The sequence below is a fragment of the Pontibacter akesuensis genome, from assembly GCF_001611675.1.
GTDB classification, from domain to species: Bacteria; Bacteroidota; Bacteroidia; order Cytophagales; family Hymenobacteraceae; genus Pontibacter; species Pontibacter akesuensis.
The window spans coordinates 2,953,285-2,975,000 of record NZ_CP014766.1 but is presented as its reverse complement, the minus strand read 5'-3'; the positions used below and the strand labels follow the sequence as shown (position 1 = coordinate 2,975,000).

Annotated in this window: 23 protein-coding genes and 1 tRNA gene; 13 read left to right on the top strand and 11 right to left on the bottom strand. The window is 50.5% G+C overall.

Going from position 1 to position 21,716, the window contains the following annotated elements:
* Positions 1-49: 49 nt before the first annotated feature.
* Both rpsT and A0W33_RS12730 read right to left on the bottom strand, forming a co-directional pair.
* Positions 50-313, bottom strand: coding sequence for a 30S ribosomal protein S20 (rpsT, locus tag A0W33_RS12735; RefSeq protein WP_068838494.1), 264 nt, complete (start codon positions 311-313; stop codon positions 50-52).
* A 367-nt stretch (positions 314-680) separates the two neighbouring features.
* On the bottom strand, positions 681-1,109 hold the full coding sequence (locus tag A0W33_RS12730; RefSeq protein ID WP_068838493.1) for a hypothetical protein: 429 nt from the start codon (positions 1,107-1,109) through the stop codon (positions 681-683).
* 121 nt (positions 1,110-1,230) lie between these two features.
* On the opposite strand from A0W33_RS12730, the gene A0W33_RS12725 reads away from it, so the two are divergent.
* Positions 1,231-2,181, top strand: a complete 951-nt coding sequence (locus A0W33_RS12725; protein WP_068838491.1) for a YheT family hydrolase — start codon at positions 1,231-1,233, stop codon at positions 2,179-2,181.
* 273 nt (positions 2,182-2,454) lie between these two features.
* Here the strand turns inward: A0W33_RS12725 and rsmG are convergent, their stop codons facing one another.
* The 4 genes from rsmG to A0W33_RS12705 form a co-directional block, all read right to left on the bottom strand.
* Positions 2,455-3,084 (bottom strand): 16S rRNA (guanine(527)-N(7))-methyltransferase RsmG, encoded by a 630-nt coding sequence (rsmG, locus tag A0W33_RS12720; protein ID WP_068838489.1) that lies wholly within the window; start codon positions 3,082-3,084, stop codon positions 2,455-2,457.
* Between the two features lie 39 nt (positions 3,085-3,123).
* Positions 3,124-3,345, bottom strand: coding sequence for a hypothetical protein (locus A0W33_RS12715; RefSeq protein WP_068838488.1), 222 nt, complete (start codon positions 3,343-3,345; stop codon positions 3,124-3,126).
* 159 nt (positions 3,346-3,504) lie between these two features.
* A complete protein-coding gene (locus A0W33_RS12710; RefSeq protein ID WP_068838486.1) occupies positions 3,505-4,113 on the bottom strand; it encodes an RNA polymerase sigma factor in 609 nt (202 codons plus the stop codon).
* Positions 4,104-5,207, bottom strand: coding sequence for a glycosyltransferase (locus tag A0W33_RS12705; RefSeq protein WP_172798116.1), 1,104 nt, complete (start codon positions 5,205-5,207; stop codon positions 4,104-4,106). Before A0W33_RS12705 ends, A0W33_RS12710 begins: the two co-directional genes overlap by 10 nt.
* Positions 5,208-5,471: 264 nt before the next feature.
* On the opposite strand from A0W33_RS12705, the gene tgt reads away from it, so the two are divergent.
* From tgt to A0W33_RS12690, 3 genes are all read left to right on the top strand, one after another.
* Complete coding sequence (gene tgt / locus A0W33_RS12700) at positions 5,472-6,602, top strand: tRNA guanosine(34) transglycosylase Tgt (RefSeq protein ID WP_068838484.1); 1,131 nt, start codon at positions 5,472-5,474, stop codon at positions 6,600-6,602.
* 101 nt (positions 6,603-6,703) lie between these two features.
* Positions 6,704-7,780: an LptF/LptG family permease gene (locus A0W33_RS12695; RefSeq protein WP_068838482.1), complete on the top strand. Its 1,077-nt coding sequence runs from the start codon at positions 6,704-6,706 to the stop codon at positions 7,778-7,780.
* The gene (locus A0W33_RS12690) at positions 7,781-8,725 is read left to right on the top strand and encodes a DMT family transporter (protein ID WP_068838480.1); all 945 of its coding nucleotides are present in this window, start codon (positions 7,781-7,783) and stop codon (positions 8,723-8,725) included.
* Here A0W33_RS12690 and ispE read toward each other — a convergent pair.
* On the bottom strand, positions 8,681-9,490 hold the full coding sequence (gene ispE, locus A0W33_RS12685; protein ID WP_068838478.1) for a 4-(cytidine 5'-diphospho)-2-C-methyl-D-erythritol kinase: 810 nt from the start codon (positions 9,488-9,490) through the stop codon (positions 8,681-8,683). The two genes, A0W33_RS12690 and ispE, sit on opposite strands and share 45 nt — an antisense overlap.
* 237 nt (positions 9,491-9,727) lie before the next feature.
* Here ispE and A0W33_RS12680 point away from each other — a divergent pair, with 237 nt between their 5' ends.
* Positions 9,728-10,861: a DegT/DnrJ/EryC1/StrS family aminotransferase gene (locus tag A0W33_RS12680; protein ID WP_068838477.1), complete on the top strand. Its 1,134-nt coding sequence runs from the start codon at positions 9,728-9,730 to the stop codon at positions 10,859-10,861.
* A gap of 25 nt (positions 10,862-10,886) precedes the next feature.
* On the opposite strand, the gene A0W33_RS12675 is transcribed toward A0W33_RS12680, so the two are convergent.
* Positions 10,887-12,017, bottom strand: a complete 1,131-nt coding sequence (locus tag A0W33_RS12675; RefSeq protein WP_068838475.1) for a trans-sulfuration enzyme family protein — start codon at positions 12,015-12,017, stop codon at positions 10,887-10,889.
* 182 nt (positions 12,018-12,199) lie between these two features.
* Between A0W33_RS12675 and A0W33_RS12670 the strand changes: the two genes are divergently transcribed.
* The 3 genes from A0W33_RS12670 to A0W33_RS12660 all read left to right on the top strand — a co-directional run bounded on the left by A0W33_RS12670 (position 12,200) and on the right by A0W33_RS12660 (position 13,757).
* A complete protein-coding gene (locus A0W33_RS12670) occupies positions 12,200-12,739 on the top strand; it encodes a hypothetical protein (protein ID WP_068838473.1) in 540 nt (179 codons plus the stop codon).
* Positions 12,740-12,866: 127 nt separating this feature from the next.
* Positions 12,867-13,370 (top strand): YkgJ family cysteine cluster protein, encoded by a 504-nt coding sequence (locus A0W33_RS12665; protein ID WP_068838471.1) that lies wholly within the window; start codon positions 12,867-12,869, stop codon positions 13,368-13,370.
* Positions 13,371-13,436: 66 nt separating this feature from the next.
* Positions 13,437-13,757, top strand: coding sequence for a putative quinol monooxygenase (locus tag A0W33_RS12660; RefSeq protein ID WP_068838469.1), 321 nt, complete (start codon positions 13,437-13,439; stop codon positions 13,755-13,757).
* A 147-nt stretch (positions 13,758-13,904) separates the two neighbouring features.
* On the opposite strand, the gene atpC is transcribed toward A0W33_RS12660, so the two are convergent.
* From atpC to A0W33_RS12645, 3 genes are all read right to left on the bottom strand, one after another.
* A complete protein-coding gene (gene atpC / locus A0W33_RS12655) occupies positions 13,905-14,150 on the bottom strand; it encodes an ATP synthase F1 subunit epsilon (RefSeq protein ID WP_068838468.1) in 246 nt (81 codons plus the stop codon).
* A gap of 96 nt (positions 14,151-14,246) precedes the next feature.
* Positions 14,247-15,758, bottom strand: coding sequence for a F0F1 ATP synthase subunit beta (gene atpD / locus A0W33_RS12650; RefSeq protein ID WP_068838467.1), 1,512 nt, complete (start codon positions 15,756-15,758; stop codon positions 14,247-14,249).
* Between the two features lie 349 nt (positions 15,759-16,107).
* Positions 16,108-16,332 (bottom strand): hypothetical protein, encoded by a 225-nt coding sequence (locus A0W33_RS12645; protein ID WP_068838466.1) that lies wholly within the window; start codon positions 16,330-16,332, stop codon positions 16,108-16,110.
* 252 nt (positions 16,333-16,584) lie between these two features.
* On the opposite strand from A0W33_RS12645, the gene purL reads away from it, so the two are divergent.
* The 5 genes from purL to pth all read left to right on the top strand — a co-directional run bounded on the left by purL (position 16,585) and on the right by pth (position 21,624).
* Positions 16,585-18,801 (top strand): phosphoribosylformylglycinamidine synthase subunit PurL, encoded by a 2,217-nt coding sequence (gene purL / locus A0W33_RS12640; protein ID WP_068838465.1) that lies wholly within the window; start codon positions 16,585-16,587, stop codon positions 18,799-18,801.
* Positions 18,802-18,907: 106 nt separating this feature from the next.
* Positions 18,908-18,980 (top strand) — tRNA-Gln (locus tag A0W33_RS12635).
* Between the two features lie 170 nt (positions 18,981-19,150).
* Entirely contained in the window at positions 19,151-20,080 is a 930-nt protein-coding gene (locus tag A0W33_RS12630) for a ribose-phosphate pyrophosphokinase (protein WP_068838464.1), read from the top strand.
* Between the two features lie 118 nt (positions 20,081-20,198).
* Positions 20,199-20,783 carry a 50S ribosomal protein L25/general stress protein Ctc gene (locus A0W33_RS12625; RefSeq protein WP_068838463.1) on the top strand — a complete coding sequence of 195 codons (585 nt, stop codon included), beginning with the start codon at positions 20,199-20,201 and terminating at the stop codon, positions 20,781-20,783.
* A 277-nt stretch (positions 20,784-21,060) separates the two neighbouring features.
* Entirely contained in the window at positions 21,061-21,624 is a 564-nt protein-coding gene (gene pth, locus A0W33_RS12620) for an aminoacyl-tRNA hydrolase (RefSeq protein WP_068840112.1), read from the top strand.
* The last annotated feature ends 92 nt before the right edge of the window (positions 21,625-21,716 follow it).

Genomic DNA, 21,716 nt, shown 5'->3' with positions numbered 1-21,716 from the left:
AAAGCCTTACACATGGCGTGTAAGGCTTCTGATAAGATACCAGCAAAAATTAAGCTGCTGTTGCCAGGCTATTTACGAACTTAGCCAGTTTAGACTTGTTGTTCGCTGCTTTGTTTTTGTGGATGATGTTTTTCTTAGCCAGACGGTCAAGCATTGAAGAAACAGTTTTGTACAGTTCCTGCGCCTCGGTCTGGTCAGTAGTGCTTCTTAGCTTCTTGATAAAAGTACGGGTAGTTTTCGCCTGGTACTTGTTACGAAGACGTTTAGCGTTGTTCGCTCTGATTCTTTTTAATGCCGACTTATGGTTAGCCATGTTATTCTATAATATTAAATCTTTTGATTCCGTTTCCTGAATTAGTCTGCAAAGGTATATCCTTTACAATTAATTTCCAAAGCACTCCTCACAAAAATATGTGAAGCGCTCCTCTTTCACAAAGATAGGGAAATAAGTCCGCTTAACCTACGGCTGCTCCACAACCAACGCTGCTCGCAAGGAATATCCTCTCCTACCAATCGCGTCTGCCCCTGCCCTTTTAGCAAGTATAAACTATGCTCTATAATCTCTTCAAGGAAACATTCAGGTAAGTTTAGCTAGAACTGCCTAAATGGCAAGAGCCGCTGCAAAGAATATTGCAGCGGCTCTTGCTGTATAATTATCTGGTAGAGTTACGAGTGGAATATTAGTTATTCTCGCGCTGTACATCTATATCCGCATCCACATCAATGTTCCCCAGTCGCTGCTGCACGCTGTTTTCGAAACCACTCCACTCCTGCTTCGTTCTCTCCCATTTCTCGCGGGTATCGTCATCCCAGTTTACTTTTTGCTGATCCAACTCGGCTTCACGGCGCTGGTACTCAGAACGCATTCGCTTGAACTCGTCCTCTGTCACTTCATCGGCACGGGCGGTGTTGGTGGTTACCCAATTTCGGGTGTCGTCGTAAGTTGTTGTGCTTGCGTTTTGTACTTCTCCCCCTTCCTGTACCAGGCCTCTCTCTTCCTCTGGCACGCCAATTGGTGTTTCAGTTCCTGTATTTTGGTCGCAGGCCACCAGGAAACTTCCCATGGTAACCGCTAATGCTATCGTTTTAAACTTTGCTATCAATTTCATAGTTCTAGAGTATGTTGTTGCCTGTTACATACGACAAATACCCTTATAATGATCTGCTCTTAGTGCTTTCTATGCTATTTTTGCTGTACTAGAGCACAATTCATACTTACAGCGTACCCTCATGCCACTTGTTCCATCCTCCCACAAAGCCCCTTTTTATCTTTTTAACGGACACCTGCAAACCGTTGTCCCCAGCTTATTCCGGCAGGTGGAGGGGGTGCAGTACAAGCGGGAGCGCCTGTTAACGCCTGACCAGGACTTCCTAGACATCGACTGGTCCTGCGTGGGTTCAGATTCCCTGATCGTGCTCTCGCACGGCCTGGAGGGAGACACGGCGCGGCCGTACATGATGGGCATGGTGAAAGCCTTTAATGCCCGCGGGGTAGATGCGTTGGCCTGGAACTACCGCAGCTGCAGCGGGGAGCCGAACAAACTGCTCCGTTCCTACCACCTCGGCGCCACCGAAGATCTGCACACGGTCCTGCACCACGCGCTGGCAAAAAAGCAGTATTCCACCGTGTTCCTGACTGGCTTCAGCGCCGGAGGCAATATCACCCTGAAGTACCTGGGAGAAGCCGCGGAGCAGGTACCGGCGCAGGTGAAACGTGTGGCTGTTTTCTCCACTCCGGTTGACCTGAAAGGCTCTGCGCAGAAGATATCGCGTATTTACACGCAGCGCTTCCTTCGAACGCTGGGCAAGAAGCTGGAGCAGAAACAGCAGATGTACCCCGACCAGCTGGACCTGAGCGGGTACAGCCTGCAGTGGTCGTTTCCCGAGTTCGACGATCGCTACACGGCGCCTATCCATGGTTTCAAGAACGCCGAAGATTACTACGCCCGCGTCAGCTCAAAGCAGTTTCTGAAGAACATCCGCATCCCGACGCTGCTGGTAAACGCTAAAAACGATCCCTTCCTTTCGCCGAGCTGCTACCCAATACAGGAGGCCGAGGCGAATCCGAACTTTTACCTCGAAATGCCCGAGCAGGGGGGCCATGTGGGCTTTGCCGTAGGCTTCCGCCGGAAGCGTAACTATGCCGAAGAACGGGCCGTGCAGTTTCTGCTGGAAGGCTAGGTCTAATCCAAAAACAGAACTACCTGGCACAAGCGTCCGCTTGTGCCGACGCGCAGGAACAAGCCTGCTAAAGCACATTGCTCCACTACTGTCATTTCGAACAGCGTGAGAAATCTATCTGGAAAGCGTAGAGATCTCTCCTTCCGTCGAGATGACAATATTAGGAGTAGTATGGTTGATGTCAAAGGAGATTAAGCAAGACAAGTATAGTTCTGCCATCGTGAGGCACAAGCGGACGCTTGAGCCAATTCTGTAGATTAAATTTTCCTACCCCTACTTCAGCGGCACGTACACCACTTTCTTCGTCTCAAAAAACTCCTCGTTGAAATAATCCTTCAGCTCGAACGTGCGGGTAATGAGGCCGGATTCTGCCAGCTCCTCCTGCAGGTCGCCGCCTTTCAGGTAGTATAGGCCCTCCGTTTCCAGGCCGGTTTTCTTAAAGCTGTTCATAATCCAGGGCCAGAACGAGGCAAGGCGCGTAACGGCGCGGCTCACCACAAAGTCATACTTGTCGCGCACCTGCTCGGCACGGGTGTGGGTGGCGGTCACGTTGTGCAGGTGCAACTCGCGGGCAATCTCATTCACTACGTGTATCTTTTTACCGATTGAATCTACCAGGTGGAAGCGCACCTCCGGAAACATCACAGCCAGCGGTAAACCGGGCAAGCCGCCGCCGGTACCCACATCCAGCACCGCCGTATGCTCCGGAAAAGCAACCACCTTGGCAATGCCCAGCGAGTGCAGGATATGGTGCACGCCCAGCATGTCCATGTCCTTGCGCGAAATCACGTTTATCTTCTGGTTCCACTCCTGGTACAGCTCTCCCATCTGCTCATACTTCTGCAGCTGGTCTTCGGTGAGTTCCGGAAAGTAGCCGGAAAGCAAAATACGGATGGCGGTCATTTTAATTAGGAATGAGGAATTAAGAATTATGAATTGGTTTTAGGAGACAAAGAAGTAAAGTATGGCTGCAACTACACTTACTACGACTACCACGGCTAGGGCCATCAGCAGGTCGAAGAGTAGTGAGAGTCCGGCATTTTTATACTTGCCCTCATACTTCAGCTCAAGCTCGCGCACTACCCGCTCTTGGCTGCGCAAGCGCAAGTATAAATACTGCTTTCCTATACTTGAAAGTATGATATCGATAGTAGTGGGCATCATCGGTATACTTGCACAAGTACAGGTCGTGTGTCTTGCTACTTGTGTCTCAAAACAAAAGTACGAAACAAGTATGGAAATAACTTGAAAGTAAAAAGCCCCGGCTGCACAAGGCAACAGGGGCTTTCAACGTAATCAATATATTAACCTTAATTTATTCGCTTAAATGAGGTGCTTTTTGTTTTTCACCATGTCGTAGAGCAACTCGCGGGCGCGGTGCAACTGGGCTTTCACAGTGCCAAGCGGCGCATTCAGCTCAGTGGCGATCTCCTCGTAGCTCAGCTCGTTAAAGTAGCGCAGTGTAACCAGGCGCTGGTATTTTTCGGGTAGCTTGGCCACCACGTACTGCATGATTTCGATTTTCTGGTTTTTGATCGCCTCTTCCTGCGGGTTCAGGTTCTTGTCCTTGAAATCGATCGTGATCTCATCGCCGTTGTCGATTTTGATCGCCGAGTCGATGCTCATGGTCTTTATCCTGTTCTTGCGGATAAAGTCGATGCAGTTGTTGGTGGCGATGCGGAACAACCAGGTACTGAAAGCGTACTCGGGGTTGAACTTGTGCAGGTTGCGGAAGGCCTTTGCGAAAGCCTCTATGGTGAGGTCCTCTGCGTCGTCGGCGTTTCGCACCATTTTCAGCACCACGTGGTAAACCGGCTTTTTGTAGATACTCATGAGCTCGGCATACGCCTTCTCATCTTTTTCTTCAACTGCCGCCTGAATTAACTTAAAGTCATGCTTAGCTTTAGCAGAGAATTGCTTATTTACTTCCATCTGAATTTTTTATACAGTAACACAGATATCCCAAGGAACAGGTAGTTTACAAAGTAAACCACATCCAGCACAGGCATCAGCAACAAGGGAATTTCATCATCCAGTCTGCGGGCCACCGCAAGGTAAACAGGAAATACTGCCAGGTAACGGACTATAACCAATACGCTTAATATAGCGAAATGGCTATTTGAAACCACAAGAATAACGAAAAGTAGGTAAAAAAGTATGTTCGATACAACAAATACTCCGATTCTTCTTCTGTCCGCTGCTTTGTACTGGCCCCCAACCGACAGGTGCCTACGCTTTTGAACAACCCATTCCCGGTAATTGTTTTTGGGCACGCTGAGCGTCTGTGCTTCCTTGTCGATAACAACACTAACTTTACTATTTCGGGCGGCATCGCGGACAAAGAGGTCATCGTCGCCGCCCATTTGCTTGATATGTGAAGCAAAGCCTTTGTTCTTAAAGAAACACGCTTTGGTGTACGATAAGTTTCGGCCCACGCCCATGTAGGCCCGACCCCGGTTTGCCTGAGACAAATACTGGATTCCGGTCAGCAAGGTTTCATATCGGATCAGGCGATTCAGAAATCCTTTTAATTGTGCATACGGAGCATAGCCCAGTACCACTTCGGCTCCCGTGCTGTAGCCGCTTTGCATCTTTTGTATCCAGTTTTTGCTGCAGGGGCGGCAGTCGGCATCGGTAAAAAGCAGGTGCTCGTACTTAGCCGCGCGAATGCCGAGCGCGAGCGCGTACTTCTTCGGGTTCAGGTAATCGGGCGTTTTCTTGATGGTCACCACCCGGAAGTTCGGAAACTGCCGCTCCAGCTCAAAGGTGTAGAACTCGGTGTCGTCTTCGGAGCGGTCATTCACCAGCAGCACTTCAAACTCGGGGTAGTCCTGGTCCAGCAGCTGCGGCAGCAACTCCACCAGGTTCTCCAGCTCGTCGTGGGCCGCCACAATCACCGACACCGGCCGCTGCACATCCGGCTCCGGGTCCTGGTGCTTGGAGAGCGGCAGAAACCTGAATAAAACAAACCATAGCTGCACCAGCACACAGAGGGCCAGTGCTCCGAGAAGTATAAGAGTGATCAAGTATGAATTACGAATTAAGAATGACGGATCAGGATTGATGGCAGAGTGATTCGTGTTTCCCCGCACCATTCTTCTTCAAAAGTAGGCAAAGTATGGGCATTTCCGAAACGGGTTCTAATTTTAAAGTGGGCTATGGTTTGTGCAGCGGTAGTTTGTATCTTTGCCGGTTGATAAAATTACCGGAACTTAAAGAAATAGAAGCCCTTGGGCAGGCTGGCTTTGCGCATTGCTTTTGCAAGACAAGGCGCCAGCACCGATACAACCATGCAGTTTAACTTAGTAGCGACAGACGCGCAATCAAAAGCACGCGCCGGTGTAATCCAAACTGACCACGGCACCATCGAGACACCGATCTTTATGCCCGTAGGCACAGCAGGCACCGTGAAGGCCGTGCACCAGCGCGAGCTGAAAGAAGACATAAAAGCCGAAATTATACTTGGCAACACCTACCATTTATACTTGCGCCCGGGCCTTGATGTGCTGGAGCAGGCAGGCGGCCTGCACAAGTTCAACGGCTGGGACCGCCCCCTGCTCACTGATAGCGGCGGCTACCAGGTTTTCTCGCTGGCCGGCACCCGCAAGATCAAGGAAGAGGGCGTTAAGTTTCGATCTCACATCGACGGCTCTTCGCTTGATTTTACCCCCGAGAACGTGATGGACACGCAGCGCATCATTGGTGCCGACATTATCATGGCCTTTGATGAGTGCACTCCTTACCCGTGCGATTACGGCTATGCCCGCAATTCCATGGAGCGCACGCACCGCTGGCTGCAGCGCTGCGTCGACCGCTTCGACAGCACCGAGCCCAAGTATGGCTACAGCCAAACCCTCTTCCCGATTGTGCAGGGCAGCACCTACAAAGACCTGCGCGTGCAGTCTGCGGATACCATTGCCAGCTTTGGCCGCGAGGGCAATGCCATTGGTGGTTTATCGGTGGGTGAGCCAGCCGAGATGATGTATGAGATGACGGACCTGGTGTGCGACATACTTCCCAAGGACAAGCCGCGTTACCTGATGGGTGTGGGCACGCCAGCCAACATCCTCGAGAACATTGCACTGGGCGTGGATATGTTCGATTGCGTACTGCCCACCCGCAATGCCCGCAACGGCATGCTTTTCACCACGCAGGGCATCATCAACATCCGCAACAAGAAATGGGCCGACGACTTCAGCCCGATTGATGCCGAGCTGGGCGGCTACGTGAGCACCTTTTACTCCAAAGCGTACCTGCGCCACCTGATCCATAGCACTGAGTACCTGGCCGGCCAGATAGCGAGCATCCAGAACCTTACTTTTTACCTGTGGTTGGTAAAGCAGGCCCGGCAACGCATTATAGATGGAACTTTCCGAGACTGGAAAGATGTGATGGTAAAGAAATTAATGACACGATTGTAAGAGTTATGAATTATGAATGCTGAATTATGAATGACTAGAGGCTGTCGCTGAACGAACACATAATTCATAATTTATAATTTCTAATTCATAATTGAAGGTAGATGAAGCTCCTCGACAAATACATACTTAAGAAGTTCCTGACCACGTATGTGTTCACGGTGCTGATACTGGTGGCGGTGATTCTGGTGATTGACTTCACCGAGAAGAACGACGATTTTATCAAGACCAACCCGAGCATTAAGGAGATCATCTTCGATTATTACCTTAACCTGATCCCATTCTGGGCGAACACCCTCAGCCCCATCACTGTGTTTATCGCCACTGTGTTTGTGACGGCGAAACTGGCCTCACATACCGAGATTGTGGCTATCCTGAGCAGCGGGGTTAGCTTCAGGCGTTTGCTGGTGCCTTACATAATGGGCGCTACACTTATTGCAGCAACTATTTTTGTGCTGATCGGCTGGGTAATTCCGAATGCCAATAAGGAAAGCGTGGCGTTCCAGGTAAAATACATCAAGAGCCCCTTTACCTACGACAGCCGCAACATCCACATCAAGATAGGCCCCGAAACCTATGTGTACATGGAGAGCTACAACGTTAATGCGCATGTGGGCTACAACTTTGCAATGGAGAATGTGGAAGGCACCATACTGAAGCAGAAGCTTTCGACCAACAGCATCTCCTGGAACGCGGAAAAAGAAAAGTGGCACATAGACCGCTACACGTTGCGCACCTTCAACGGCGAAAAAGAAACCATCTACAAAGGCGAAAACCTGGACACCACCCTGAACTTAAGGCCCAAGGACTTTGAGAGCACCTACAAGCTGGAACAAACCCTTACCCTCCCCCAACTGAACGATTACATCCAGGAGAAGAGAGATCGTGGCGCAGATGACATTGAGATTTACCTGATCGAGAAGTATGAGCGCTTCAGCTACCCGTTTGCCATCATTATACTTACCATAATCGGGGTGATTGTGAGTGCCAGAAAGGCACGTGGCGGCGTGGGCTTCCAAATAGCGCTGGGATTTCTGCTCGCCTTTATATTTATTGTCTTCGTGATTACGAGCCGTAGTCTGGCTCAGGTCGGCGATATTGCCCCGCAAATAGCCGCCTGGATTCCGAGTGTTATTTTTACAGGCATCGGCCTGCTGTTGTACCGTTACGTTCCGCGTTAAATGCCACGTTTAAAGAATTACCTGGAGCTTCACTTCGTCATTTTCCTGTGGGGCTTCACGGCCATACTTGGCAAGCTCATCAGCATACCCGCCGTTGAACTGGTGGCGCTGCGCACGTTTATTACAGCACTTGCCCTGGGAGCCATCATCTACCAGCGCGGCACGCCGTTCTGGATGGGCCGGGCCATGGCGCTGAAGATTCTGGGCGTAGGCTTCATTATCGCGGCGCACTGGATCCTCTTTTTCGCTGCGGCGCGGGTATCGTCGGTTTCAATCTGCCTGGTGGGAATGGCCACCGCCAGCCTCTGGACGGCTTTCCTGGAGCCGCTTGTATCCAAAAGCAAGGTGAAGCCGCACGAGATTCTGCTGGCGCTGCTCATTATTCTGGGCCTTTACATTATCTTTCAGCACGAAACCAGCTTTGATAGCATACTGGGGATAAGTATGGCGGTGGGCTCTGCCTTCCTGGCCTCCATCTTCACCATCATCAATGCCAACCTTGTAAAGAAAATCCCTTCCACCACCATTACATGCTACGAGATGGCAGGCGCCTGCCTCGGCACCGTGCTGTTCCTGCCAATTTATGAGGCGTATTTTGCAGCGGATGGTACCCTGAACTTTGGTCTGGAGATGATGGATTGGGTGTATCTGATGGTGCTGACGCTGGCGTGTACCGTGTATGCCTATACAGCGGGTGTGCGCCTGATGCAGCTTTTCTCTGCCTACACCATGAACCTGACGGTGAACCTGGAGCCGGTGTACGGTATTATACTGGCGCTGATTATTTTCCCGGAGACCGAGAAACTTTCATCAGGCTTTTACCTGGGCGCGTCGGTTATTCTGCTCAGCGTGTTTATTTACCCCGTGCTCGACTCTATCGACAAGCGCCGCAAGCGAAAATTAAAGCAGGCCTTTCCAGACAGCGTAGTGTCCCGGAAAGACTAACTCACCAGGCGCCTTCTCCTTAAAAAGGCCGTAAACTGCCGAGCCGGAACCCGTCATAGAAGCATAGGTGGCGCCTGCCTCGTAGAGCTTGTTTTTTACCTGCTGCAGCTCCGGGTATTTGGGAAACAGCGCTTCCTCAAAATCGTTGTGCAGCACACTGCGCCATACTTCTACGTCCTGCTTCAGCAGCATGTGCATGTCGCAGGTGGGTAGCTTTGGTTTGATGCTGCCGTAGGCCTCGGCTGTGGTGATGTGGATGCCCGGATACACCACCACACAAGTATAGCCTTTCAGGTCTACCGTTGCCGGCTCAAACACATCGCCCCGCTGGGTGGCGACCACCGGCTTGTTCCGCACAAAGAAAGCGCAGTCGGAGCCCAGTTGGCGGGCATAGTTCTCCAGCGTATCTGCGCTCAGGTTCAGCTCAAACAGCTTGTTCAGAATACGCAGCGTGAAGGCCGCGTCGGCAGAGCCACCGCCTAAACCGGCTCCCATCGGGATTACCTTGTGCAGGTGCATGTGCACGGGCGGCAGACTGTAATCCTGCTGCAGCAGTTTATATGCCTTTAGGCACAGGTTGCTCTCGGCGCTTCCAGGCACCGGTAATCCACTCATATCAAACTGTTCCCGCTCAGAGGGCAATATCTCCAACGCATCACTCCACTGCACCGGGTAAAAGCACGACTGCAGGTTATGAAAGCCGTCAGGCCGCTTTTCGGTAAGGTAAAGGCCAAGGTTGATTTTCGCGTTCGGGAAGTCGAGCATGGTGTGCACTATACTTTGTTAGGGTTGCAAGCTATGAAAATGTGCTGAAAAGGTGGCCATCACTGTCTCCTTTCTCTGCCTTGTACGTACTGTAACTGCAACGGTGGGCGCTAAAACCACGGCGCCTGCCAGCCACGTATCTTTACCGGTGCTACGCAGCCAAAAACTGCCTGCGCCGTTTAACAAATTCACAACCAGTTTTGTTGGTTTCACCCATCAGCCACTTGACCACACAGTATGAACTACAGGCCAGGACGGATCTTCCTTTCAGCACCGCACATGGGCGGGCACGAGAAAAACTATGTACTCAAGGCGATTGAGGATAACTGGGTAACCACTGCTGGACCGAACCTGGCGGGCCTGGAGCACGATATCTGCCAGCACACCAACGCACGTCATGCTGTTGCCCTTTCGTCGGGAACGGCCGGCCTGCACCTGGCGCTGCGCACGCTCGGGGTGAAGGCGGGTGATGACGTGCTGTGCCCTACGCTTACGCACGTTGCCACAGCTAACCCCATCTTATATGTGGGAGCCACGCCCGTGTTGATAGACAGTGAGCCTGAAACCTGGAACATGTGCCCGGGTGCTTTGCGTGAGGCCATTACCACGCGGCAAAAGCAAGGTAAAAAGATAGCGGCCATAATGTTAGTGCACCTCTTCGGCATGCCTGCCAACCTAAAGGAAATTATGCAGGTGGCAGAGGAATTTGAAATTCCGGTGGTAGAGGATGCGGCGCACGCATTGGGTTCCCGCTACAGTGGCCATCAGGTTGGTACGTTCGGGCAGGCGGGTGTCTTTTCCTTTGATGGAAACAAGATTGTAACTACCTCCGGCGGCGGCGCTCTGATTACCGGATATGAGCACCTGGCTAATGAAGCGCGCACCTTAGCGGCACAGGCAAACGATGCAGCCGAAAATCCACAGTACGACCAGGTGGGCTATAATTATCGTTTGAGCAACATCAGCGCTGGCATTGGCCGCGGCCAAATGGAGTTGCTGGAAATGCGTGTAAAGCAGCGCCGGAATATTTTTGCGTACTACGAGCAGCAGCTGGCACCCATCGAAAACCTGGCGTTTCAGGCAGAATCAAAAGTGTGCTTTTCTAACCGCTGGCTTACCATTATCCTGCTCCCGGGAGAGCACCAGCCAGCAAGTATAAAGCAGGCGCTGGAGGAAGAAAACATTGAAACCCGTTTGCTCTGCAAGCCTCTGCACCTGCAGCCGCTGTTCCAGAACAGCCCCTACTTTGGCGATGGCCTAAGTGAAAGGCTCTACAACCGGGGCCTGTGCCTGCCCAGCGGCAGCAGCCTCTATGAAGAGGAACTGGAGAAGGTGAGCAAAGTGCTGAAGCGCCTGCTGGAGCCTAGCTGATCTGACGCCAGATTTATGCTTATACTTACACTGCCGCCAAACCTGCTTCCAGTTCTGCAATCAGTTCCTCCGGTTCCTCTATCCCCACCGACAGGCGAATAACGCCTGCCGTGATGCTCATCTCCTGCTGTTGCTCCGATGTTAAGGAGCGGTGCGATGCGCCCAAGGGGTAAGAGATGGACGTAGTCACACCTGCCAGTGAGGGCGCAAACGGAATAGTAGGCAAAGCCTGCATAAAGCGGTTTACAGCCTCTTTGTCGTCCTGTATCTTGAAGCTCATCATGCCCCCGAACAGGCCCTGCCCCTGCTGCTTTGCCAGCGCATACTGCGGGTGTTCCTCCAGGCCCGGATACCATACTTTCTCTACCTTCGGGTGCTGCTGCAGGTATTTAGCTACGGCCACGGCATTACTGCAGTGCTGTCGCATGCGCAGGCGCAGTGTTTTCAGGCCCCGGGCTGCCAGCCAGGCCTCAAACGGGCTTAGGTTCAGGCCATAGACCATCATTACCTTCTGCACCCGCTGCAGCACGGCTTCCTCTTTGCATACTACCACACCGGCTGTCACGTCGCTGTGGCCTGATAGGTACTTCGTGACGCTGTGCATTACTATATCTGCGCCCAGTTCCAATGGTTTGGTAAGTACGGGCGTGGCAAAGGTGTTGTCTACCACCAGCAGGATGTTGTGCTGCTTTGTTTCCTGCGCCAGCCTTGCCATGTCAAACACCTCCAGCAGCGGGTTGCTCATGGTTTCGAGCAACAGCAGACGCGTGTTTGGCTGCAGGTAGTCTTTTAAAGTGTAAATGTCTGCTGAGGGCACAAACGAAACGCTGATGCCGATGCGCGTCAGTTCCTGCGAGAGCAGCGCCGACGAGCCGCCGTAAATATCCTCGGCACACAGCACATGGTCTCCTGCCTTACATACTGCCAAAACAGCCGCCAGAATCGCGGACATACCCGAAGAGGTTGCCACTGCTCCTGCCCCACCTTCCAACTTGTTCACCTGCTGCGCCAGTTCATCCGTGTTGGGGTTTCCGTAACGGGTGTACATGTAGCTTTGCCCCGGTTGCCCAAAATATTGCTCTAGCGCATTCAGGTCCTCAAAGGCAAAAACGGAAGTTTGGTAGATAGGCGTGGTTTTGGGATGTATGTGCGGCATGGGTAGTTTAAAGTTTGCCTCAAGTTAAGGAGGTTTTTGGTATATTGTAAAGATGTGGGGGAAGAGGTACGGTTTTTTGTACCCTAAGGCAGGATAGCTTCACACCTAGTGCAGAAAGCTGGAGTATTACTCCTGCTACACGAAAGTTGTACGGCAGCTAAAAGAACAACCAAGCAATAAAAATGGGATTTGGGTTTAACTTATTCTTCATTTTGATTCTTGTCCCATCCACAGGAATACTTTTGATTGCTTGGCTCTTATCGAGAAAGCTCTTAATAGGAAAAATACTTGGAATTATTTGGCTCGGGGTTTTTGGACTAGTCTTGTTGTCAGGCATTTTACGTTGGTTGACTTCAAAAACAGAATTAGAAAAAGACGATTACTACGGAGAATATGTGGTAAACAGAGACTACTTCAAGGGAAGACAAACAGATTGGCAATACAATCATTTTCGTTTTGAAATAACTGACCAAGACTCAATCTTTTTTCACGTCACGGACAAAGAGAAAATATTGAATACTTATCGTGGAACGATCAAAACGACCGACCCTGGAAACTACCGCTCGGACAGACTGATTATCCAAATGGATAAACCGACACACCATATCATGACAAGTAATCCGACAACATACAGAAGTGCCTGGAGTTTTTATTTGGTATTCAGTTCGCCAGAATTTTATAATGTATTTTTCAGAAAAGGAAAATGGATACCAATAGACTAAAAAAGAAAGTCGACCACACAACAAAAGCTATAAGGTAGCTGCGCCACCTTATAGCAGAGACGTTAGCGCCAATTGAAGTATGTACTTTTGAAGAGTACGCCAAAGAAATATATAAATTAAGAAATACATGCATGATCCGGGGAATATCTGTTTGGCTTGTGGGTTGTGTTGTGACGGTACCCTGATCGGTTTTGTACAGCTCGAACGGGAAGAACTGCCTGCATTGAGAGACGTGTTGGCGATTGAGGAGGCAAATGGTGATGGTTTTTTCCTTCAACCTTGCATTAACTACTGTGATGGGTGTGGCATTTACTCTCAAAGACCTAAACAATGCGGGCTTTACAAGTGCGGTCTTTTAAAGTCCGTCGAGCAAAGGGAAATAGAGTTTGATTCGGCTGTTGAAACCATTCATGCGGTAAAACAAAAGAAAGCCGCTATTGAGGAAAAGCTAGCGCTACTACAGCTTACGCTGCAATCCAAATCATTTTACTTTAAAATGGTCGAGTTGAATACGTGGTTGCAGAAAAACAAGTCTGAACCGTCATTCATGCAACTCCATATGGACTTGATGTCGGACATCAAGCAACTTGACAGTCTGCTATCTGAAAGATTTGATGCAGCAATGTTTTAAACAAAGATTAATTGGCTTTAAAGATTTTGTGTAATCAACACTGCCTTCAACAGCACAACTCTTGACATGAAAAAGTACGGCCTACACGGCAAACTAAGCGCAACAGCTGGTAACGGAGACAAACTAGCTGCCATTCTACTGAAAGCCTCGAAACTTGTTTCTACAGCCAAAGGATGTCATTTATACTTGGTCAGCAAGGATAAAAACACGCCTGACGCGGTTTGGGTAACGGAAGTATGGGACAGCAAAGAAGACCACGACAATTCGTTAGCAGTGGCAGGCGTGAGAGAGCTTATTGCCCAAGCTATGCCCTTGCTTGCTGGCATGCCGGAGAAGGGGCAGGAACTGGAGATTTTAGGAGGAGCCGGAATCAATCAGCAGCAATAATTTATTATCAGGTTTAAGAAGCATCCACACTTGCTCCAACCCTTGCTTGTGCTGCCCCTGCTGTTGCTAGACAATCTTCAAAAACAACAACGCCTCCTGCTCACGAAGAACAGGAGGCGTTGTTTTATACTTGTTTAGAAGCGAAGGTTACGCTATCACAGATTCAGCGAGTACGATGATCTTGTTGTTTAGCACTTCTACCACACCACCGTCTACCGTAAAGAACTCTTGCCCTGTGTTGGTAGTGATACGGATGCTTCCTTTCTCCAGCGTACTGATAAGGGGAGCGTGCAGGTCCAGCACCTCGAAAGAGCCATTGGCTCCCGGGAACTTGGCAGACACTACCTCGCCGGCGTATACCTTTTTATCAGGTGTGATTATCTCTAAATACATCTTTATTAGTTATGAGTCTTGAGTTCCGAGTTCCGAGTTAAAAGTAGCAGTAAGCTAACTCGTAACCCGGAATTCGTAACTCGTAACTAATTCAAATTATTTTGCTTCGGCCATCATTTTCTCACCTTTGGCAACAGCGTCTTCAATAGTTCCTACCAGGTTGAAGGCTGATTCAGGAAGGTGGTCATGCTTGCCGTCCATAATCTCGTTAAAGCCACGGATGGTGTCTTTGATATCAACCAACACACCCTTCAGGCCTGTGAACTGCTCTGCCACGTGGAACGGCTGCGACAGGAAACGCTGCACACGGCGCGCTCTGTGTACAACCAATTTATCCTCGTCAGAAAGTTCGTCCATACCAAGGATGGCGATGATATCCTGAAGTTCCTTGTAACGCTGCAGAATCTCTTTCACGCGCTGCGCGGTATCGTAGTGCTCTGCACCTACTACATCCGGCGTCAGGATACGCGATGTAGAATCCAGTGGATCCACGGCAGGGTAAATACCAAGCTCGGAGATCTTACGGGAAAGTACGGTTGTTGCGTCCAGGTGGGCAAACGTTGTTGCCGGGGCCGGGTCAGTCAAGTCATCCGCAGGTACGTAAACGGCCTGTACCGATGTAATGGAACCACGCTTAGTAGACGTGATACGCTCTTGCATGGCACCCATTTCAGTGGCCAGCGTTGGCTGGTAACCTACTGCTGATGGCATACGACCAAGAAGTGCTGACACTTCTGAACCCGCCTGAGTGAAACGGAAAATGTTATCTACGAAGAACAGGATGTCACGACCGGCATCGCTTGAACCCGGCTCACCATCGCGGTAGTACTCCGCCATCGTAAGTCCAGAAAGGGCCACACGTGCACGCGCCCCAGGAGGCTCGTTCATCTGTCCGAACACGAAGGTAGCCTTAGACTCCTTCAGTTCCTCTAAGTCTACTTTAGAAAGGTCCCAGCCGCCGTGCTCCAGCGACTCCAGGAATTCGGCGCCGTAACGCACGATACCTGCCTCAATCATTTCACGAAGTAAGTCGTTACCCTCACGCGTACGCTCACCTACACCGGCAAATACAGAAAGACCACCGTGTGCCTTCGCGATGTTGTTGATCAGTTCCTGAATCAATACCGTTTTACCCACACCGGCACCACCGAACAATCCGATCTTACCACCTTTTGCATAAGGCTCGATCAGGTCGATTACTTTGATACCTGTGTAAAGGATTTCGGAAGAGGTAGCCAGGTCTTCGAAGCGCGGAGCGGCTCTGTGAATTGGCAGACCACCCGTGCTGATAGGCTGAGGGATACCGTCAATGGCTTCGCCGATCACGTTGAAAAGACGGCCTTTGATGCTTTCGCCTGTCGGCATTTTGATTGGGCCGCCCAAATCGGTCACTTCAATGCCACGGGAAAGACCTTCTGTCGAGTCCATCGCGATGGTACGAACACGATCCTCACCAAGGTGGTTCTGCACTTCCAGCACGATAATCTGGCCGTTGTCTTTCGTCACCTGAAGGGCATCCAAAATATTTGGTAGCTTATTGTTTTCCCCAACAAAGCTAACGTCCACAACTGGACCGATAACCTGGGTAATTCTGCCAATATTCGCCATTTGACTTTATTATATGGATTAACTAGTGTACGGTGTTATTTCAGGCTGCAAAACTAATGGATAAAACTCTGAAATCCATGCAAGGACCCCAAAAAGTTTCAGCTCTTTTCCTTATAGTATACCAGCTTAAAACTAAAAAAGCGTAGGCCTTCCGGATTTGACAAAGCAGAGGGGCCACTCTTTTGCCTGAACAAGTGATGCTATATTTCGTTGTGCAGGCACCGCAGCAGTCTTTCTGCCTTATTTGGTTGAAGTATGACGTGCTGCTTATACCCGGTATAAGCAGCACAAGGCATCAAGGTACAACATAACACACTAGCAACCAATACAATTGCAGGATAACACTTACTTACAGGTTTTTCAGCAGCTCTATCTGGTCGTCGTTCAGCAGAATGTAGCGGTTGTTGAAGGGGTTGGCGTAAAACTTCTCAGCAATCACATACTCCCCCGACTTTAGCTTGTGTATGTTGTAGCTGAAAAGGCTGTTGGACCGCTCTATAACCAGTTCGGTGTTGCTTAGGTCGAGGGCGCGGCCACAGGTTGTCACAATCAGGTCGGGATTCGTTACTGTCATAGGTTGGAATACGGTAAGATGTACGGCGAATTTTTTGTACGCATAAACTTCCGGCGGGTGACAGATTCAACATAGAAAAAACTAAGTATTTTTCGCGATCCGGAGAGGTTGCAAAATCATACCTCTTTAATACAAAACACTCTTAAAATTCACCCTCCCTCAGGGCGGGTTTGCAAAAAGCCGCATGTTCTGCTGTGGTGTTAAAGTATAGTTTCCTACTTTTGTTAATCCGTTACATAAGCCAGACAAAACGTGGAACAACAACTCACAACAGTAGAAACAGCACAGAAGCTTGGCCTTCTGGAAGAGGAATATGAGCGCATAAAGGAGATTCTGGGCCGCACGCCTAACTTCACTGAGCTAAGTATATTTTCGGTGATGTGGTCGGAGCACTGCTCATACAAAAACTCCATTGTCTGGCTCAAGAAACTACCGAAAGACTCTCCGCGCATGCTGGCCAAGGCCGGCGAGGAGAACGCCGGACTAGTGGATATCGGCGACGGCTACGCCTGCAGCTTCAAGATTGAATCACACAACCACCCATCCGCCATTGAGCCTTATCAGGGCGCAGCTACAGGCGTGGGCGGTATCAACAGAGATATTTTCACGATGGGTGCCCGCCCGATTGCGCAGCTGAACTCGCTTCGCTTCGGCAACCCGAAATCAGAGAAAACGCAGCGCCTGTTGCGCGGTGTGGTGAAAGGCATCGGCGACTACGGCAATGCCTTTGGTATACCTACCGTGGGTGGCGAATTGTTCTTTGACGAGTGCTACAACATTAACCCACTGGTAAACGCCTTCTCGGCAGGTATCGTGAAAGTGGGCGAAACAGCCTCTGCCACTTCTTACGGCGTAGGCAACCCGGTATTCATTGTGGGCTCTGCCACCGGCAAAGACGGTATGGGCGGCGCGGCTTTCGCCTCTAAAGACATTACCGAAGACTCGGCTAACGACTTGCCATCAGTTCAGGTAGGAGATCCTTTCCAGGAAAAGCTACTGCTGGAGGCGACGCTGGAGATCATACAGTCGGGTGAGGTAATTGGCATGCAGGACATGGGTGCTGCCGGTATTACCTGCTCCACCTCGGAAATGAGCGCCAAAGGCGAGCACGGCATGGACATCTGGCTCGAAAAAGTGCCGATGCGCCAGAAGAACATGGTGCCGTTTGAGATTTTGCTGTCAGAGAGCCAAGAGCGTATGCTGATCGTGATGAAGAAGGGCTCGGAGGAGACGATCAACGCCATCTGCGATAAGTGGGACCTGTATTGCGAGCAGATTGGGGTGGTAACCGAAGGCGGCACACTGCGCTACTACATGCACGGTGAACTGGCAGCCGAAGTACCTGCCGAAGACCTCGTATTGGGTGGCGGCGCGCCGGTGTACCACCGTGAGTACCGCGAACCTGCCTATTTCCAGGAAGCCAAGAAATTCAACATAGACCAGGTGCAGGAGCCAGAGGATTATCAGGCTGTGGCCGGCTTCCTGACTACGCACCCGAACATCGCCTCTAAGCGCTGGGTGTACCGCCAGTACGACTCCATGGTAGGCACCGCCACCATGACGACTAATTCGCCATCTGACGCAGCGATTGTTAAAGTAAAAGGCACAGATAAGTCAATTGCTGTAACTGTAGACTGCAACAGCCGCTACGTGTACGCTGATCCGGAAGTGGGAACATCCATTGCCGTAGCCGAGGCAGCCCGCAATATTGTGTGCTCCGGGGCAGAGCCGGTGGCCATCACCAACTGCCTGAACTTTGGCAACCCCTACGTGCCGGAAGTGTACTGGCACTTCGTGGGTGCCATCAAAGGCATGAGCACGGCCTGTGAGGCGCTTGGCACACCGGTAACGGGTGGCAACGTGAGTTTCTACAATCAATCGTCTGATGAGGGTCCGGTGTTCCCTACGCCTACCATCGGTATGTTGGGCATCCTGGAGAACAAGGCCAACAAGATGACACTGGCCTTCCAGAACGCAGGCGACGCTATCTATATGCTGGGCGATGCGCAGAATGACATTGCCTCTTCTGAGTATGTGTACTCCTATCATAAAGTGAAGCTCTCCCCTGCCCCATACTTCAACCTGGACGAGGAACTGAAGCTGCAGGCGGCCGTGAAGGAAGTAATCGAGCAGAAGCTTATCCAGTCGGCGCACGACGTGGCAGACGGTGGTTTATACATTGCGCTACTGGAGTCTGCTATGCCGAAGGAGCTGGGCTTCGACATCGAGACAAATAAAGATTTCAGAAAAGACGCTTATTTATTCGGCGAGAGCCAGAGCCGCGTGGTAGTTTCGGTTAACCCGGAGAAACAGCAGGCGTTTGAGCAGGCACTGCAAAATAAAGGCGTGAATTTCACGAAATTAGGAACCGTAACAGCCCACGACTGCCATATCGACGGTGAGCTTTTTGGTGGCATTACCGTAGCCAAAAAGCACTATGACACGGCGCTGGAGCAGATTTTAGACTAAAATTTTCTGAAATATTTTGCAGCAAATGTTTGCAGTTTAAAATCGTCTCTCTATCTTTGCATCACCAAACAGCGACGGGGCTTCCACCCTTAGCTGGGAGGTAACTTGTCCGATGGTGTAACCGGCAACACGTCTGATTTTGGTTCAGAAGAGTCCAGGTTCGAGCCCTGGTCGGACAACACAGGAAAAAGAACAACACTTGCTTTAAGTGTTGTTCTTTTTTGCTTTCAGGGGAACGTAACTAATTAAAAATCAGAAATATTTGATGCCTGCCATCAGTAATTTTGGTAGCTTTGCTGGCATAATCAAAAAACCTACAACCCAAACACGTTAGTTTTTTAGCACCATTATGCCACACGTTAAAATATTCTCTGGTTCAGCATCCCGTTACCTGGCCGAGAAAATAGCTGCCGCTTATGGCACTAACCTCGGCGACCTGACCATCTCCCGCTTTAGCGACGGCGAGATTGGTGTGCACTACAATGAGTCAGTGCGTGGCGCAGAGGTGTTCATCGTTTTGTCTACGTTTCCGCCGGCTGATAACCTGATGGAACTGATGCTGCTGGTGGATGCAGCCAAGCGCGCATCGGCCCACAAAGTGATCGTGGTGATGCCGTACTACGGCTATGCCCGCCAAGACCGCAAAGACAAGCCTCGCGTGGCCATTGGCTCCAAGGTGGTGGCCAACGCCATACAGTCTTGCGGCGCAGACCGCCTGATGACCTGCGACCTGCATGCCGGACAGATACAGGGATTCTTTGATATCCCGGTGGACCACCTGGATGGCTCCGCCATCTTTGTCCCTTACCTGCGCAAGCTGGAACTGGGCGCCGATCTGATCTTCGCATCGCCAGATGTAGGCGGTGTGGTTCGGACAAGGGCGTTTGCCAAGAACTTTGGCGCCGAAATGGTTGTTTGCGACAAACACCGTAAACGCGCCAACGAGATCGCATCCATGCAGGTGATCGGTGATGTGGAAGGAATGGACGTGGTGTTGGTGGATGACATGGTGGATACCGCCGGTACCATTACCAAAGCCGCTGAACTGCTGAAAGCAAAAGGAGCGAAAACAGTTCGCGCCATTGCCACGCACCCAGTGCTTTCGGGGCCGGCTTACGAGCGCATCGAGAACTCTGTGCTGGAAGAACTGGTGGTGTCTGACACGATACCGCTGAAGCATGAGAGTTCTAAAATCAAGGTGCTGTCTTTTGCAGACCTTTTTGCCCGGGCGATCAACAACGTGGTCACACACGAATCGATCAGCTCACTTTTTATTTAGTTATTCGTTTTCCGTTGCCCGTTATTCGCCTGGTGAATGACGAACAACGATAGACGACTAACGATCAACGAAAACGGCTATACTTTTGTAGCGATATATATTTTAACAAAACATTTTTATGAAAACGTTAGAGATTATAGGGTTTAAAAGAGCAAATCTCGGCAAGCAGCAGTCGAAAGAACTGCGTAATGAGTCTTTTGTACCGGGCGTACTTTACGGTGGCCAGGAGCAAGTTCATTTCTATGCCCCTGCTATCCTTTTCCGTGAGCTTATCTACACGCCAGAAGTACACGAGGTAGACCTGAACATCGAAGGCACACACTACAGAGCTGTATTGCAGGCCTCTCAGTTCCACCCGGTAAACGACATGCTGCTGCACGTTGACTTCTTGGAGCTGAACGATAACAAGGTGGTAAAAGTAGACGTGCCTGTTAAGTACGTTGGCAACTCTCCTGGTGTAATGGCTGGTGGTAAGTTGGTAACTAAGCTGCGCACGATCAAGTTGAAGGCGCTTCCTGCTAACCTACCTGACTACGTGATGGTAGACATCTCTGGTCTGGAGCTTGGCAAGTCTATCAAGGTTTCGAAGATCACACCTGATAACTACGAAATCCTGACTAACCCAAGCGCTCCAATCGCTACAGTAACTATTCCGCGTGCTCTTAAGAGCGCACAGGCTGAAGAGTCTCGTGGCAAAAAGTAATTTGAGCCAAGGCTCGGAATACATTCAAATCCTGCCCTGCTTCCAAGCGGGGCAGGATTTTTTTTAACTACGAATGCTGTAGAAAAGCGTAAGACACAAGGATTTTACATATGGAGGCCTCTAACCATCCGTATTTGTGGTTGCCGACGTATTTAAACCGTATTCCTGCTTTCACTGAAAGTCTTACATCTAGCGTCTTATGTCTAACATCTCATTCAAAAGTATAAAACAGTGGCTGGGGCTATCGCCTGAAGCCGCTCCTGATGAAGATACAAGTATGAAATACCTGATCGTGGGTCTCGGAAACATTGGCCCGGAATATGCTGAAACCCGACACAACATCGGTTTTATGGTGTTGGATTACCTGGCTAAAAAGTACGAGGGCAATTTTGAGGTGAGCCGCCATTCTTTTGTGACAGAGATCAAAACGAAAGGCCGCACCTATGTGCTGGTAAAGCCGACAACTTACATGAACCTGAGCGGCAAAGCCGTGGGGCACTACCTCAACAGCCTGAAACTGCCGCCCGAGCAGATGATGGTGATCACCGACGACATCTCCATTCCGTTTGGCAAGCTGCGCATACGCGCCAAAGGCAGCCCGGGTGGACACAATGGACTCAAACACATTGAGCAAACGCTGGGCCACGGAAACTACCCGCGCCTGCGCTTCGGTGTGGGCGACGACTACTCCAAGGGCAAGCAGGTAGACTACGTGCTCAGCAAGTTCAGCGCCGACGAGCAGGCCGAACTGCAGACGCTGATTGAGAAGGCCGCCGAATCAGCCATCGCCTTCGGAACCATTGGCCTGGAGCGCACCATGAACCAGTTTAACACGAAGTAGTGCCGGCGACGCTATGTTCGTTCCAATCCACTATAAAGCCTCACCCAAGTATAAATGGGTGAGGCTTTTTGATAGTCAGCGCTAAATTTTCA